17 protein-coding genes are annotated in these 15,466 nt (G+C 48.3%); 6 read left to right on the forward strand and 11 right to left on the reverse strand.

Features of this window, described 5'->3' with window-relative positions:
* Positions 1-6: 6 nt before the first annotated feature.
* Complete coding sequence (locus tag METMA_RS0111005) at positions 7-1,020, reverse strand: quinone-dependent dihydroorotate dehydrogenase (RefSeq protein WP_027147235.1); 1,014 nt, start codon at positions 1,018-1,020, stop codon at positions 7-9.
* 71 nt (positions 1,021-1,091) lie between these two features.
* Positions 1,092-2,189 carry a glycine oxidase ThiO gene (thiO, locus tag METMA_RS0111010; protein ID WP_020159150.1) on the reverse strand — a complete coding sequence of 366 codons (1,098 nt, stop codon included), beginning with the start codon at positions 2,187-2,189 and terminating at the stop codon, positions 1,092-1,094.
* 319 nt (positions 2,190-2,508) lie between these two features.
* Here thiO and METMA_RS0111015 point away from each other — a divergent pair, with 319 nt between their 5' ends.
* From METMA_RS0111015 to METMA_RS0111025, 3 genes are all read left to right on the forward strand, one after another.
* Complete coding sequence (locus METMA_RS0111015) at positions 2,509-3,417, forward strand: porin family protein (protein ID WP_020159151.1); 909 nt, start codon at positions 2,509-2,511, stop codon at positions 3,415-3,417.
* Between the two features lie 187 nt (positions 3,418-3,604).
* Positions 3,605-4,567, forward strand: coding sequence for a prolyl aminopeptidase (gene pip, locus METMA_RS0111020; protein WP_020159152.1), 963 nt, complete (start codon positions 3,605-3,607; stop codon positions 4,565-4,567).
* Positions 4,568-4,595: 28 nt separating this feature from the next.
* Positions 4,596-5,168 carry a UbiX family flavin prenyltransferase gene (locus METMA_RS0111025; RefSeq protein ID WP_020159153.1) on the forward strand — a complete coding sequence of 191 codons (573 nt, stop codon included), beginning with the start codon at positions 4,596-4,598 and terminating at the stop codon, positions 5,166-5,168.
* A gap of 86 nt (positions 5,169-5,254) precedes the next feature.
* Here METMA_RS0111025 and pqqE read toward each other — a convergent pair whose 3' ends face one another.
* From pqqE to pqqA, 5 genes are all read right to left on the reverse strand, one after another.
* Positions 5,255-6,382, reverse strand: coding sequence for a pyrroloquinoline quinone biosynthesis protein PqqE (pqqE, locus tag METMA_RS0111030; RefSeq protein WP_027147236.1), 1,128 nt, complete (start codon positions 6,380-6,382; stop codon positions 5,255-5,257).
* A complete protein-coding gene (pqqD, locus tag METMA_RS0111035) occupies positions 6,360-6,632 on the reverse strand; it encodes a pyrroloquinoline quinone biosynthesis peptide chaperone PqqD (RefSeq protein ID WP_027147237.1) in 273 nt (90 codons plus the stop codon). Before pqqD ends, pqqE begins: the two co-directional genes overlap by 23 nt.
* A gap of 140 nt (positions 6,633-6,772) precedes the next feature.
* Positions 6,773-7,501, reverse strand: coding sequence for a pyrroloquinoline-quinone synthase PqqC (pqqC, locus tag METMA_RS0111040; RefSeq protein ID WP_027147238.1), 729 nt, complete (start codon positions 7,499-7,501; stop codon positions 6,773-6,775).
* A gap of 10 nt (positions 7,502-7,511) precedes the next feature.
* Positions 7,512-8,423, reverse strand: coding sequence for a pyrroloquinoline quinone biosynthesis protein PqqB (gene pqqB / locus METMA_RS0111045; protein ID WP_027147239.1), 912 nt, complete (start codon positions 8,421-8,423; stop codon positions 7,512-7,514).
* A 111-nt stretch (positions 8,424-8,534) separates the two neighbouring features.
* On the reverse strand, positions 8,535-8,609 hold the full coding sequence (gene pqqA / locus METMA_RS26420) for a pyrroloquinoline quinone precursor peptide PqqA (protein ID WP_006892363.1): 75 nt from the start codon (positions 8,607-8,609) through the stop codon (positions 8,535-8,537).
* Between the two features lie 270 nt (positions 8,610-8,879).
* Here pqqA and METMA_RS0111050 point away from each other — a divergent pair, with 270 nt between their 5' ends.
* A complete protein-coding gene (locus METMA_RS0111050) occupies positions 8,880-9,086 on the forward strand; it encodes a hypothetical protein (protein ID WP_020159158.1) in 207 nt (68 codons plus the stop codon).
* 64 nt (positions 9,087-9,150) lie between these two features.
* On the opposite strand, the gene METMA_RS0111055 is transcribed toward METMA_RS0111050, so the two are convergent.
* Entirely contained in the window at positions 9,151-9,897 is a 747-nt protein-coding gene (locus METMA_RS0111055) for a HesA/MoeB/ThiF family protein (protein ID WP_020159159.1), read from the reverse strand.
* Positions 9,898-10,038: 141 nt separating this feature from the next.
* Between METMA_RS0111055 and groES the strand changes: the two genes are divergently transcribed.
* Both groES and groL read left to right on the forward strand, forming a co-directional pair.
* Complete coding sequence (groES, locus tag METMA_RS0111060) at positions 10,039-10,326, forward strand: co-chaperone GroES (RefSeq protein ID WP_020159160.1); 288 nt, start codon at positions 10,039-10,041, stop codon at positions 10,324-10,326.
* Between the two features lie 52 nt (positions 10,327-10,378).
* Entirely contained in the window at positions 10,379-12,037 is a 1,659-nt protein-coding gene (gene groL / locus METMA_RS0111065; protein ID WP_020159161.1) for a chaperonin GroEL, read from the forward strand.
* Between the two features lie 72 nt (positions 12,038-12,109).
* Here the strand turns inward: groL and METMA_RS0111070 are convergent, their stop codons facing one another.
* The 3 genes from METMA_RS0111070 to METMA_RS0111080 form a co-directional block, all read right to left on the reverse strand.
* Complete coding sequence (locus tag METMA_RS0111070; protein WP_232216344.1) at positions 12,110-12,865, reverse strand: alpha/beta hydrolase; 756 nt, start codon at positions 12,863-12,865, stop codon at positions 12,110-12,112.
* A gap of 140 nt (positions 12,866-13,005) precedes the next feature.
* Positions 13,006-14,913, reverse strand: coding sequence for an Lnb N-terminal periplasmic domain-containing protein (locus METMA_RS24455; protein ID WP_020159163.1), 1,908 nt, complete (start codon positions 14,911-14,913; stop codon positions 13,006-13,008).
* 50 nt (positions 14,914-14,963) lie between these two features.
* Positions 14,964-15,446, reverse strand: coding sequence for a DUF3015 domain-containing protein (locus METMA_RS0111080; protein WP_027147240.1), 483 nt, complete (start codon positions 15,444-15,446; stop codon positions 14,964-14,966).
* Positions 15,447-15,466 lie beyond the last annotated feature (20 nt).

Consider the following 15,466-nt stretch of genomic DNA (forward strand, 5'->3'; position numbering starts at 1 on the left):
TATTGATTATAAGTGTTTGACAATATCTTCTATTAACTGCGGCCCTCTATAAATAAGGCCGCTGTATATCTGCACCAGACTCGCGCCTGCGGTCAGTTTTTCACGGGCGTCGGCCGCACTCAAGATGCCGCCGGCCGCGATAATCGGGCAACGTCCGTTCAATTCACTGGCCAGGCCGCGCACAACCGCCGTGGATTTGGCTTTTACCGGAGCGCCGCTTAAACCGCCCGTTTCATGCGCCAGCGGATGGTCTGCAATCATGTCGCGCGCAATTGTGGTATTGGTAGCGATAACGCCGTCGATTTCAAATTCCAGCAACAGCCGGGCAATATGGTTGATTTCATCAATCGTCAGGTCCGGTGCGATTTTCAGCACTAAAGGCGTATATTTTCCATATCCTTGCTGTAGCTTGAGTTGTTCCTCTTTTAACGCGGAAATAAGGCGCTTGATTTCATCGCCTTGCTGTAGTTGGCGCAGATTCTTCGTATTCGGAGACGAAATATTAATGGTGATATAACTGGCAGCGGCATAGACTTTGCGCAAGCCGATCAGATAATCATCGACGGCGCTTTCGATCGGCGTATCGAAATTCTTGCCGATATTAATGCCCAGGATGCCGTTGTAACGACTTTGTTTTACCTGAGCCAGCAAATGATCCAAACCTTGATTATTAAAGCCCATGCGGTTGATGATGGCCTGATATTCGGGCAGTCTGAACAGCCGCGGCTTCGGGTTGCCGGGCTGCGGTCTCGGCGTTACCGTGCCTATTTCCACAAAGCCGAAGCCCAGGGCAGCCAAGCTGTCCAGGTAATCGCCGTTCTTATCCAGCCCTGCCGCAAGGCCGACAGGGTTCTTGAATTCCAGCCCCATGACAATCGTAGGCTTGTTTTCGATGGCAGGGTAGATCAGTTTTGATAAACCGGAGGCATGCGCCATATTCAATAGTTTCAGCGTGACTTCGTGAGCGGTTTCGGGGTCAAGCGAGAATAGCAGCGGGCGGAGCAAGGGATAAAGATTCATGGCGGCGAGTGTTCTGGGTAAAAAAATGAAGATCAAGAAATCCGTATATACGATTTGCGGGTGCTCGGGTACTAATGCAGGCTCGATAGTTTGTAAGGTTCCGGCGCCACAGCTTCAGGGCGGCCCAGGATAAGATCGACCATCAGTTGCGCGGATGCCGGTCCCATTGCCAAGCCGTTTCTGAAATGGCCAGCATTGATACTTAAATTGCTGATTTCTGGATGTTTATCGATATACGGCACGCCTTGTTCAGTGCCTGGTCTTAATCCCGCCCAATGATGTGTCAGCGGATAATGGTTAAGCGCAGGCAGTAGTTTTAATGCGAAACTTTCCAGTCTGTTTCTTGCTTCTTTCGATGTGATTTTGTTGAAATCATCCTGTTCCACGGTGCTGCCCGCCAGAATTTTTCCATCCAGGCGAGGGATCAGATATTGGTCTTCATCCAGTACCATATAAGGCAATGTATCCCGTTCGGCTTCAAACAGCAGCATTTGGCCTTTAACGGGCACGACTTTCGGCGCATTGCCAATGGTCGGAAAAAGTTCTTGAAACAATTGGCCGGTCCAGGCGCCAGCGCAAATTATCAGTTGATTGACGGAGAACCGACCGGAGCTGGTGGTGACGGCGGTGATGCGGTCTCGTTCCAGCGTAATGCCTTTTGGCACGCACTGTTCAACCAAGTTGGCGCTTTTATTGATCAAATCCTGTTTTAATGATTTGACTAAGCGAGGGTTACGGGCCTGAGCGATGTCGGGTAACCAGAGCGGGTTGTCGGGTTCTGCGTTGATACGACTGAAAAACTCGGCACCAGCCGGTTCAAAGCGGACATTGTTACAGTTGCACCAGTCGATGGCGGCGGCCAAGTCAGGGTTCTTCGCTATCAGTAGTCCGCAGGGATTCCATTCCGGATCTATTCCGGTTTCGGCTTTTAGTTGCGTGGCTAGCAGCGGATATAATGTCAAACTGTGAATGACCAGGCGCGTAATCGCATCCGGTTGACGCCAGGGGTAAAGCGGCAGCAAAATACCACCGCCTGCCCAGGATGATTCCTGGCCAATCTGGTTTTTTTCGATAACCGTCACCGTGGCGCCGGCCTGTAAAAACTCGCGGGCAGTCAAGAGGCCGATAATGCCGCCGCCAATGATAGTGATATCCGGAATTTTGCTCATAAATGTTTAAAGAAGCGAATAGCCGTTAGTGGAAAATATTGGCATTATAACTCACTCAAAAGGTTGCGCGGCACGACCGGAGATTTATTTGGTCGCGTGATGATAAATTGCGACAAAATTGTTGTTTTTTTTATACAAAAGTATAATTAAAACGAAAGTTTTTTTCTTACTCATTGATAATTAAAAGTTTTTAATTTTTTTTAAAATAGGGTTAAAACTTGTAGGGAATCAGTTTTGCTGCTATATTTAGGCCGTGAAAAAAGCTTTGTTGTAATAAGGCAAATTTTATAAAAAATAACAACCTCATGAGGGGGAAGCAATGACATTTACAAAAACTAAATTAGCGCTGGGTATCGCCTCGGCAACTTTAACGATGGCGGGTGCCTTGATTTCTCCACAAGCAGTCGCTCATTCCAAGGCAGAGCGTGTTGCCGAGGCTGCCAACAGCAGAGCTGAAGCCCTGGAAGCTCAAATGCAGCAAATGTCGCAAATGATGCAGTCCATGCAGGCTGAACTGAATCGCGTCAAAGCCGAAGCCGCTCGTCCTGCCGCAGACGCTGAAAAAGTTCAGGAACTGGATCAATGGATGAATTCTGTTAAATCCGAACCGGTTAAAGCTGAAGCTAAAGACCATACTTTCTCGGTTCGTGGCGGCTGGATGCATTTTAACGATAACCGTGGTTCTACCCGTACTGTGCTGGGTACCGGGTTTGGTGAAGACTTACTGACTAGCGAAACTGATCAAGACGCTTTCTACTATGGCGGTGCGATCGATTTCAATATCAACAACGATCTGTTTGGCTTAATGGATCATACGTCTTTTAATCTTGAGTTAGGTGTTGAATATGCTGAAATCACTGACAGAAAGCGTAATGGTCTTGAGATTGTGGCAGGAGCGGCGGCAGGTGCTGACTTAACGGGTGTGCAACAAACCGTAACTGTGAATCAATTAAGGCTCAGTGCTGCGCCAAAAATCAAATTCATGCACGGCAGCAAATTCAGACCGTGGCTGATTCCAGTCGGCTTGGACATGAACATCATCAGTCCGCCATCTGATGCTATTACAGTATTAAACACCGGTATGCAGTTCGGCGCCGGTGCTGAATACGAACTGCTGAAAGGTATCGTTATCGGCGCGGATGGCCGTTATCATCATACTTTTGACGATGTTGACGGCGTCGATACCGACGGCTTCACGCTGGGCGGTTCTGTCGGTTTCAGATTCTAAGTTCAATACTCAGAAAAAAATCCGACCAAATACCCAAAAAGGGTATAAAGGGAAGGGGATTAGCTCCTTCCCTTTTTTTTATGCGCGAAGAAAAAATAACCGCAAGGTAAAAGGCTCAAGGTAAAATAGTATTTTTTCCGGTTTCTGCGCTCGCCTATGAAGCCAATCAAATTTAATGCTATCAGCCATGAAAACCCTTTATCCTGAAATTCTGCCTTATCAAACCTTTTTCCTGGAAACCGGCAGCCAGCATGCCGTGTATGTGGAGCAATCCGGCAATCCGGACGGCATACCGGTGATTTTTCTGCATGGCGGACCGTGCTCCGGCACCAAGCCGGGGCATCGGCGCTTTTTCAATCCTGAAAAATACCGCATTATCCTGTTTGATCAGCGCGGTTGCGGCCAGTCTTTACCTTTTGGGGCGTTGGAAAAAAATACCACGCAGGACTTGATCGATGACATGGAGCGCATTCGAAAGCTGCTCAACATCGATCGATGGTTGCTGTTCGGCGGTTCATGGGGCGGTGCGCTGGCATTATTATATGCCCAGCAGCATGGTGATAAAGTGATAGGCATGATAATCCGTGGCGTGTTTTTGGCAAGGCAACAGGATCTGGACTGGTTTGCCAAGGCTGGCGCGGGGCTGATTTATCCGGAACAATGGCAGCGATTGCTGGAAAGTATTCCCGAATCAGGGCGTGCAAATCCAGTGCAAGGCATATGCGATGCGTTATGGGATGGTGATGATGAGGTGGCAAAACGCCGTGTCGCCAGGGAATGGATGGCCTGGGGAGGGCAAGTGGCATTGGGCGGCGATTATCAACCCGGCCCGGAAGCCGGTCATGTCACGGAAAAAATAGTCAAACAGGTGGGCATGGAGATGCATTACGCCCACAATCATTATTTTATCCGAGAGAACCAGATTCTGGAAAACTGCGACAGGCTGCGCTCGATTCCGACTGTTATCATTCACGGCCGCAATGACCTGGTGTGCCCCATGGAGGCCGCCATGAAACTGCGCCAGGCGCTGCCCGGGGCTGAATATATCATCTTGCCCAATGCCGGACACGTCGCCCAGGGCGAAGAAATGATTGATGCGCTGGTTTCGGCGACCGATAAATTTGCTGAGAAGCGGATTTTTAACGCGTAGATTGGCTTTTACTCACTCTGGTATAAACATGAATAAAAAACGTTTGATCATCGCCATGACCGGCGCTACCGGTGCGATCTATGGCGTAAGAATGTTGCAGGTGTTACAGCGGCAGGACGATTGGGAAACGCATCTGGTGGTTTCATCGGCCGGTCTTGTGAATCTGAAACATGAGCTGGATATGGGGCGATCGGAACTGTATGAGCTAGCCGATGTGACACATGGCATCGATGATATTGCCGCCAGTATTGCCAGCGGCGGCTTCAAAACAGAAGGCATGATTATCGCGCCCTGCTCGATGAAAACACTGGCTGCGGTTGCGCATGGTTTTGGCGATAATCTGATCTCACGTGGCGCCGACGTCGTTTTAAAGGAGCGGCGCCGCCTTATAGTGATGCCCAGGGAAACGCCGCTGAATCTGGTCCATATCCGCAATATGGCTATTGTGACCGAAATGGGCGGTATTATCTTTCCGCCGATGCCGGCTTTTTACAGTAAAACGGATTCGATGGCGGCAATGGTTGATGAGGCCGTAGGAAGGGTCCTGGATATGTTCGGTGTCAATGTGGAGGGGTTGTATGAACCCTGGCAGGGGCTGTAGGTTTAATGCAGGCCGGTAGGCTTGGTTTGGGCCGAATACAGACAGTAGGCGCTCTAGGCGAATTCGGCCCTACAACAGGCTGTTTTTTAAGACAGCGTGCGCGAGTTTTTGCTGTTGCGGAAAATCAGCGGTTTTTCATCAGCGGATAAAGTGCTGGCTCTGGCTGAATCTATCGCCTGTTGAATGGTGGCATGATCCGGCGATTTGCTGCAGACCGGATCGGCATTATACATGTCGCCGGTTAACAGATAGGCTTGGCAGCGGCAGCCGCCGAAGTCTTTTTCTTTCTCATCGCAACTGCGGCAGGGTTCTTTCATCCATTCAAAGCCGCGGAAAAAATTGAACGCTTTCGACTCGTTCCAGATCTGTTCGATGCTGTAGTCCTTGACGTTGGGACAGTCGAGACCAGGCAATTCGCGCGCGGAATGGCAAGGCAACGCGACACCGTCCGGGGCGATAGTCAGGAATGTCGTGCCCCAGCCGTTCATGCAGGCTTTGGGCCGGTCTTCATAGAAATCCGGCACCACATAATAAATTTTCATCCGTCCGGCGACTTTTTCTTTAAAAGCCTGGGCGATTTCTTCTGCCTGTTTGAACTGTTCTTTAGTGGGCAGCAATAGGTCTCGGTTGACATGCGCCCAACCGTAATATTGCGTATTGGCCAGTTCCAGGTAATCGGCGCCGAGTTCTTCGGCCATCTCCAGTATTTGCGGCATCTGGTGGATGTTTTCGCGGTGTATGACCACGCACAACACCATCGGGTAGCCGTGTTTCTTGACCAGGTGCGCGACTTCTTTCTTATGCTGGTAGGATTCCGTACCGGCCAGATGATCGCTCAATTCCTGTGTACTGGCCTGAATGCTGACCTGAATATGATCGAGTCCCGCCTCCTTAAGTTGGATGATTTTTTCTTCGGTCAATCCGTAACCTGAGGTAATCAGGTTGGAATAATAGCCCAGGTCCCGTGCATGTTTAACCAGTTCGGGCAGATCTTTGCGCGTTAACGGTTCGCCGCCGGAAAAACCGAGTTGTACCGCACCCATTTTGCGGGCCTGTGTCAGCACGCGTTTCCAGTCTTCCGTCGTTAATTCGGATTGGTGTTGCGCATAATCGATCGGGTTAGAGCAGTAGGGGCATTGCAGTGGGCAGGCATAACTGAGTTCCGCCAGCAACCAACGGGGCGGTGTGGGTTTAGTTTTGTTGAATCCAGCCATTTTTTAAAGCGACTTCCAGAAAAGAGGTAATATCGTTTGTAAGACCCGTGGTGGCGAATTTATGTTCCAGGTCATTGACGATTTGGGCAATATTGCGCGTTCCGTCGCACAATTTCAGGATTTCCGCGGAACTTTGGTTGAGCTCCACCATGCCTTCCGGATAGAGAATAACGTCTTTCTGCTGAGCCTCTTCCCACTGCAGTCGGTGCATCGGTGAGAACTTGAAGGGTAGATCAGGATTGATAGCCATTTTGCTTGTTCGGTAGTGGCTGATAACGGGAAAAAAAGGGTATCAGCCTGAAAATGAAAATCACGGAGAGAACTGCATTCTCAATATTGAATACAGTTCTGTGTGAAATCCGTGGTGAAATAACCGTGACCGTTCCTTGCTTATTTAATATTGAAGTACGGTGGCATATTATGAATATAAGCCATATACATTGCATCGGCCATGGTCCAGAGCACATCCAGTTTAAATTTCAGGATTTGAATCATGCGCTCTTGTTGTTCGCGGGTTTTATACCAGTCCAGCGTAATCGACAAACCGTGCTCGACATCACGCCGCGCTTCCGTCAGGCGTTTGCGGAAATAGATATAGCCTTCCTGGTCTACCCATGGGTAATGCTCGGGCCAGTTATCGAGGCGTTGCTGATGAATTTTCGGTGCGAACAGTTCGGTCAATGATGAACTGGCCGCTTCATGCCATTCGGTCCGGCGCGCGAAGTTTACATAAGCGTCAACGGCAAATCGAACACCCGGCAAGACGTATTTTTGCGAAGTGATTTCTTCGCGCGTCAAGCCAACCGCCATGCCCAGTTGTATCCATGCCTCGATACCGCCGGGATCGCCGGGGTGGCCGTCATGATCCAGGATGCGCTGGACCCAGAGCGCGCGCGTTTCGCGGTCCGGACAGTTGGCTAAAATATTGGCATCTTTAATGGGGATGCTGACCTGATAGTAAAAACGGTTAGCGACCCAGCCCTGCAATTGTTCTTTGATGAGTTTGCCCTCATTCATCAGCGTATGGTAAGGGTGATGAATATGGTAATACTTTTCCATGCCCCGCAGTTGGGCTTCAAACTCTTCTCTAGTCCACGCTTGGTTGTCAGAGCAACTCATAATGCACCTTCTATAAATCAATTTCCAATCCGTCGTAAGAGACTTCAATGCCGGCCGCATCGAGTATCTTGCGTTGTTCGGAATCTTCGTCCAGTATCGGATTGGTGTTGTTGATGTGGATCAATATTTTGCGTGCTTTTTCGACGCCGTTTAATACTTCTATCATACCGCCTGGGCCGGATTGCGGTAAGTGGCCGATTTCGCGGGCTTTTTTAGGGCTGATGTGTTGCGTGCACATTTCGTCATCGGTCCAGAAGGTGCCATCGACCATCAAACAGTCCACAGCCTGCATGGCCGTCATGACATGCGGTTCAATCTCGCCTAAACCCGGGGAATAGAATACTTTCTTGCCGGTGGAAATCTGCTCGATAATGACGCCGATATTGTCGCCCTCGTGTGGATCATGCCGATGCGGCGAATACGGTGGCGCCTTGCTTTTTAAGGCTTGGCTATAAAAGCGCAAATCATCAATACCAGGTATGGTAAAACTGCTGCCATCAACGGGGATCGGATGATGGTTGACGGTGCAATAGTCTTCAAGCATGTTGAACAAGGGAAAGCCAGTCGTCAGGTCTTGTTTGACCATATCGGTGCAATAGACCTCTAGCGGCTTGCCTTCCCTGAGCATGAGCAGGCCGGTGGTATGATCGATCTGGCTGTCGATCAGCACAATGGCTTTAATGCCGGTGTCTCGAATACCTTCCTTGGGCTGGATAGCCGGGAAGGCTTCCAGTTGCGCGCGAATATCGGGCGACGTATTGAAAAGCAGCCAGTTTCTGTTATCGGTACTGACGGCAATGGATGACTGGGTACGGGCTTTGCCGTTCATTTCATTGTGACGTAGGCGATGGCAATTATGGCAATTGCAATTCCATTGAGGAAAACCGCCACCAGCACCTGAACCTAGAACTCGGATTTTCATAATTTGGAAGGTTTTTTTGAGATTTAAATACTGGAATAATACGGGAATAAAAGCAAGCAGGCAAAAAAAGGGGCCCATTCGGAGCCCCTTTTTTAATCTGAACCGAATGGATTAACGGTTATAGATATACATTGTTACTTCGAAACCGAAACGCAGGTCTGTGTAACTTGGTGTTTCCCATTTCATCGTAATAACCTCCAGAAGTTTTTATGTTATAGGCTAGCTTGATCAAGTAAGCTGCTCCGAAGTATACGATGAACAGTTTTTTTACGCAACTTTTGGCGGGCAGCCTTCGTCCATATATAGAATTAGGGCGTCATTCGGTGGCTGGGCCGTGCATTTCCTTTTATTTTCTATCAATAATTTGTTCCGGATGTTTTTTTTCTATATTAAAGAGTATTATCCAATTTCACCTAAAAATAATAATAGATATTGATAAAATCATGAGGAGGTGTTATGAGCGGAGTTATTGTGCTTTTTTTGGGCATGGTTGTTCTTGCGGCGTTTTCGTTTGCGCCATTGGGTTATTTTATTTATAAGTTCTCGCAGAAAAATGCCAAACCTTTTGGCGAAATTGAACCGCATGGCGACAGTCCGTCTTTAGTAAATGATTTTGCGGAAAAAGCCATCAGTTTATTCAAAGGCTTGGTCAGCAAAAAGTAAAACATTATCGAACTTTCCAGGTGACTCGATTCATCTGGAAAGTTCGTCTTGTCCGGCAATAATTTCAGCAGTTGCCGCAGGTCGGGCAGTTAGGGTTTTTTCGCAGTTTCATGGTATTGCATTCCATCGTGTAGCCATCGAGCAACAGTAACCGGCCGGTCAGGGTTTCCCCGATATTCATAATCAGTTTCATGGCCTCCAGCGCCTGAATACTGCCGATAATGCCTGTAATAGGCGCTATTACGCCATTGGTTGCGCAGTTTTGTTGCTCCTCTCCATCGTTGTTATATAAACAGTTGTAGCAAGGGCTGTTGGCCTTGCCCGGCGTAAAGACGGATACCTGGCCTTCAAAGCGTATGGCCGCGCCTGAAACCAGTGGTGTTCGATGCTTGACACAGGCGCTGTTAATAGCAAAACGTGTCGGGAAATTATCACAGCAATCCAGCACCACGTCGGCCGAAGCCACGGCTGTTTCAAGCTGTTCCCCCGCCAAACGCTGTTTAACCGGCTGTACGTTTACTTCCGGATTGAGATTTTTAAGTGTATGTCGGGTTGAAATTACTTTGTCTATCCCTATATCGTTGGTGTGATGAGCAATCTGTCTTTGTAAATTGGATAAGTCCACTTCATCATCATCATAAATCGTAATGCTACCGACACCGGCAGCGGCTAGATAGATCGACGCGGGAGATCCAAGTCCTCCGGCGCCGACTATCAGTATCCTGGCGGCCAGGAGCTTTTGCTGACCTTCAATATCAACCTGAGGCAGCATGATTTGGCGGCTATAGCGTAGTAATTGGTTGTCATTCATCAGTCATGTAGTTTCCATATGAGGATAGGAGATGATGCCAAAGAACTTGACAGACTGCAAAAGCTGATTATTATTAGCACTCATTGCCAGAGAGTGCTAACAACTGGATTAACCTTTAAAATTAACTGTTAGGAGATATTGATGAAAATACGTCCGTTACACGATAGAGTGATTGTTAAACGTGTGGAAGAAGAAACGACAACAGCTGGCGGTATCGTTCTGCCGGGTTCCGCGGCGGAAAAACCCAGTCAAGGTGTGGTTTTGGCTGTAGGTAACGGTAAGGTGCTGGATAACGGCGATGTTCGCGCATTGGATGTTAAGGTCGGCGATAAAGTACTGTTTGGCAAATATGCCGGCAACGAAGTTAAAGTTGACGGTGAAGAGCTTATCGTTATGCGCGAAGAAGACATCATGGGCGTTTTGAGTTAAGACCGGTTCTTAACTTAATCACAATCAATTTAACACTAAATAAGGAACAAAAATGGCAGCAAAAGACGTATTATTTGGCGATGACGCACGTAGCCGCATGGTAAAAGGCGTTAACATTTTAGCGAATGCAGTAAAAGTAACATTAGGTCCTAAGGGACGTAATGCGGTACTGGACAAAAGCTTTGGTGCGCCGACTATTACCAAAGACGGCGTATCTGTTGCGAAAGAAATCGAGTTAAAAGACAAATTCGAAAACATGGGCGCGCAAATGGTTAAGGAAGTCGCTTCAAAGACTTCCGATGTAGCCGGTGACGGCACCACCACTGCGACAGTATTGGCGCAAGCTATCGTTAATGAAGGTTTAAAAGCCGTTGCCGCCGGCATGAATCCGATGGATTTAAAACGCGGTATTGATTTGGCAGTGACTAAAGCAGTTGAATCCATAGTGTCTTCAGCGGCACCTTGCAAAGATAACAAAGCGATTGCGCAAGTCGGCACTATCTCTGCAAACTCTGATGAGTCTGTTGGCCAGATCATTGCCGAAGCAATGGAAAAGGTCGGCAAGGAAGGTGTAATTACCGTTGAAGAAGGCTCAGGCCTGGATAATCAACTGGATGTCGTAGAAGGTATGCAGTTCGATCGCGGTTACCTGTCTCCTTACTTCATCAATAATCAGGACAGCATGAGCGCTGAGCTGGAAAATCCGTTCATCCTGCTGTACGACAAAAAAATCTCCAACATCCGCGACTTGTTACCAATCCTGGAAGGCGTTGCTAAATCCGGCCGTCCGTTATTGATCATCGCTGAAGATGTGGAAGGCGAAGCGCTGGCGACTCTGGTTGTTAATACCATCCGTGGTATCGTTAAAGTCGCGGCCGTTAAAGCACCAGGTTTTGGCGACCGTCGTAAAGCCATGCTGGAAGACATTGCTGTTTTGACCGGCGGTACCGTGATTTCCGAAGAAGTCGGCCTGTCGCTGGAAAAAGCGGAACTGGACTTATTAGGCACGGCCAAAAAAGTACAGGTCAGCAAGGAAAACACTACGGTTATTGATGGCGCGGGTTCTGAAGAAAGCATCAAGGGCCGAATTGCGCAAATCCGCAAACAAGCTGAAGAAGCAACTTCGGATTACGACAAAGAAAAACTGCAAGAGCGTCTGGCTAAATTAGCCGGCGGTGTTGCCGTTATCAAAGTCGGCGCCGCAACTGAAGTGGAAATGAAAGAGAAAAAAGCACGCGTTGAAGACGCGCTGCATTCAACCCGTGCGGCGGTTGAAGAAGGCGTGGTTGCAGGCGGCGGTACTGCTCTGGTCCGTGCCCTGAAAGCGCTGGAAGGTCTGAAAGGCATCAATCACGACCAAGACGTCGGCATCAATATCTTGCGCCGCGCAATGGAAGAGCCATTACGTCAAATCGTTGCCAATGCCGGTGACGAATCGTCCGTAGTACTGAATGAAGTCGCTAGAGGTACAGGTAACTATGGTTACAACGCGGCAACCGGTGAGTACGGCGATATGATCGACATGGGTATTCTGGATCCTGCCAAAGTAACCCGTTTTGCATTGCAAAATGCGGCATCCATTGCAGCGCTGATGATTACTACAGAAGTCATGGTTGCTGATGCGCCGGTTGAGGAAAAAGGCCATGGCATGCCGGATATGGGCGGCATGGGCGGCATGGGCGGCATGGGTGGTATGGGCGGCATGATGTAATCATGCGCTCTTAAAACCTGTCGCTTTAAGCAGGCCCCGGTTGTTTTTTAACAGCCGGGGCTTTTTTATGGTCTACTGTTTTTGCCAGGGGCCGGCTTCTGGATTCACGACCGACTGGGGTTGTGCATGCTGAGTCAAACTATGTTGTCGTAAGAAATCCAATACATTCATACGATTTTGTTGAAGACGAAAGGTTTCATTATGACCTGTTTCAGACAAGACCATGAGCTTAGGCTGCTTTGCCGCTTGGTAAAGTTCTCTTCCATGTGAAAAAGGCACGACCGGGTCCTTCAGGCCGTGGCTCAGCAATAGCGGAACAGGCGCGATATCGGCAATGACGTCAACTGGATTGTAAGGATAATCCATCAACGCGGCTGCGGGATATTGAAAAGGCCAGGTGAGCCAGTTGGAAGCCGCCACATGGCGGACGATTTCAAAATAGCTGCTGAATGCCGAGTCGCTGACGACGCCGGCTAGATTCCGTCTGGCTTTAGGATTGGTCGCGGCAAAATAAATGCCTAAACTGGCTCCCATGCTTTGACCAACCAAGAAGACCGGTTTATTGTCGGCATGCTCAAGCAACCAGTCGAAACCCGCTTCAACATCCAAAAACACGTCTGGCAAACAGGGAGAACCGTCGGATCGTCCGAATCCCCGATAGTCGATCAAAAAAACCTGATAACCATATTGCGGCAACCATGCGATATTTTGCACGTGAGTACTGATATTTTCGGCATTGCCGTGCAGAAAATAGACGCTACCTTTTAAATCGCCTTGCGCGGGTAAAAACCAGCCATGTATTTTAAGGCCATCGGCGGCTTCCAGCACGATATCCTGATAGGCGAGCCCTAGCGTCTCAGGTGTTCTGACTAATGGTGTATCCGGGTAAAACATTAAGCCGGAACAAGCCGATAGCGCGCAGGAAAAAATAATGAGACTGATGATTCTGAATGATGTTTTGATAGTCATCAGAAGTAGTACCGATAGGATAATTGAGCTTGGTTGAAGTCTTCCCGCGTGTTCCAGTTTTGTTGCAGAGAAACTCTGACTGCCTGATTGGTATCGAGAGGAAAGTTGTGATCCAGGCTCAGTTGATAAATAAATGAGCCGCCTAGAAAATTCTTAGACTCAAAGGCAAGCCGGCTGGTGCCCAAAGCAGAATAAAACAGCTGGCCGAGCACAACCCCAACGCCTGGTTCAATAATATCGCGAAAATTGTCGTTGTGTTCTAAATGGGCGTTGATAAAGCCATAGCTCAGGCTGTCGTTAAATAAGGCATAAGTTACGCCCGCTCCGGCATTGATATAGGCGGACAATTTATCGAACTCGTAATTTTGATATTTAACGCCGGTTGCCACGCGCCAGGAAACCGGCTTGAAAAAGCGATTGCGCGGGCTAAGCGATGTGATATTGAGCAATTCCAACTGCTGAAGTCTGAAGCGATTGTCTTCATAGATTCGAAAGTTCAGATTGAAAAAATTGATTTCAGCGCCGCTGAAATACCCGTCGGGTCTATCGAGCAGGTCGTGATAGTTTTGTCGATAAGTTAACTCGGTAAAAAATTTACTGTCGAAATAACCGGCGGATAATGCGGCTAACCGAGAGCGGTGGCCTTGATCGGGTGATGCGGGGGCGCTATATTTGAGAGGGGTTGCCTGTTTGTCGATGGGGTAGGTATTTAATAGATGTAATAGTTTGAAACGTTGCTTGGCATTTTCTGCCGATCTTTCCTGATCTAGCGTTTTATAACGCACCAGCTGATAGGCTGCGGCTGTGATTTGCTTTTGTGCGGACGCATCGATTGCTTGAAACTCGGCCGATTTGGCCGTACTGATATCTTCGGCCAGTGATAAAATCAAAGGCTGATAGGGTTCAGGAATGCGCTCGATTTGTTGTTGCAGTTCAACAAATTGGGATGGACGATAATGCACGGAGGCGACAAAGCCCTGTTCTACGGCAGCCTGTACAATATCCGAAGGGATTGCTGTTAACGGAAATTTATCGGTTAATCGGTTGCCAGGACGGGCCACTTCCAGCAGTTCCAATAGGCGAAAAGAACAATTTTCGCCGATGTAATAATAATCAAAGTTAATATCCTGCAATTCCCATAAATGGCGCAGCAAGCGTTCGGTTTCTTCTGATGTAAGGCTGAGCTTGTATTCCCACAGATCGCGGTTTTCCATAAAGCTGTATTCCTGAATCTTTTTAAAGAACGGCATCAGTTGAAATAATCCGGAATAGCCGCCGGCCAAACCTTTAAATGCATAGAGCAGGGAATTGTCCTGTTCCTGTATCACCGCGCCGAAGTTCAGCGCATAGGATAACCAGTCGGATTTTGCAGTGTTTTCCTTGCGGTCCAGCCGCAACAAGGTATGACCGAACATTGAGGAGGGGCTGTTAAGATAAGCCGATGCGAAAATCAAGCTGACGCTGTGCGCATCGATTTCTTTAAGCCATTGTCGATACTTGATGCAAACTATGTGCGGGAACTCGCGTTCCGGCAGCCGCAGATTTTTTTTTAACCAATGAAAACGGGCGGGAAAGCGGCATAGAGCATGCCGGTCACTTTGAGGTGTCGTTTGATAAAAAGCCTGTAGGGTGGCTTTTAATTCAGCCAGCGGATCATGTTTGCCATTTTTCGCATAAAAAAAATCATGATCATCAACATAACTGATGTAGCGGTTTTTAAGAAAATTATCTTTCCGGTAATGTAATAAATTTAGCCATTCTTTATGAAATGCCAGCTTTCGCAGTTCAGTTTCATTAAGAAGTGCTTCGTAATGACCGAGGCCTTGTGCATTAACAGTTAAAGAATGAATCCATGCGATAAAGATCAGGAACGCTGTCGGCATAGAGCGCATGATTTTTTGTAACATCAATGTTGCCCCCCTTTCCCGGCGTAATGATGGAAAAGGGAGGCCATTGGCTAAACCACATATTTGACCAAACGCTTATCAGCTTTCATGATTTTTACAAGAGTTTGCATGACTTCTTCAGCCGTTACATTTTCAGACGGAAAAAGCGCGTTGAAATTGGCATGGGTTATTTCTGCGAAAGTGGCCTGGTCTTGTTCGTTTATACCGAACATGACAGCAACCGCATTTAATGCTTCGCCTTCGCCTTTGGCAACGTCTTCAGTAAATTCAGTCAGTAAGCCGGCAAAAGCAAGCCAATTTTCACCGCCGTATGTCAGCCTGCCGCTGGTATCGCAACCATTGGTGCCACTGGACATGCCAAAGGTGTTATTGCCGGTGGAGTTGTTAAAAAGCGTGCCGAGCAAGTGGTAGCCAGTCCCTGTTTTGCCCGCAAAAAGCATATTTCCCCAGCCGCAGTTAGGGCCACCCGGCGCTACCGCGAATGCAGATGATGAAGAGATTAATAACAACATGCCTAGAGCCAATTTTTTCATAAATTTCTCCTGCAACTATT

Source organism: Methylobacter marinus A45, from assembly GCF_000383855.1.
GTDB lineage: Bacteria > Pseudomonadota > Gammaproteobacteria > Methylococcales > Methylomonadaceae > Methylobacter > Methylobacter marinus.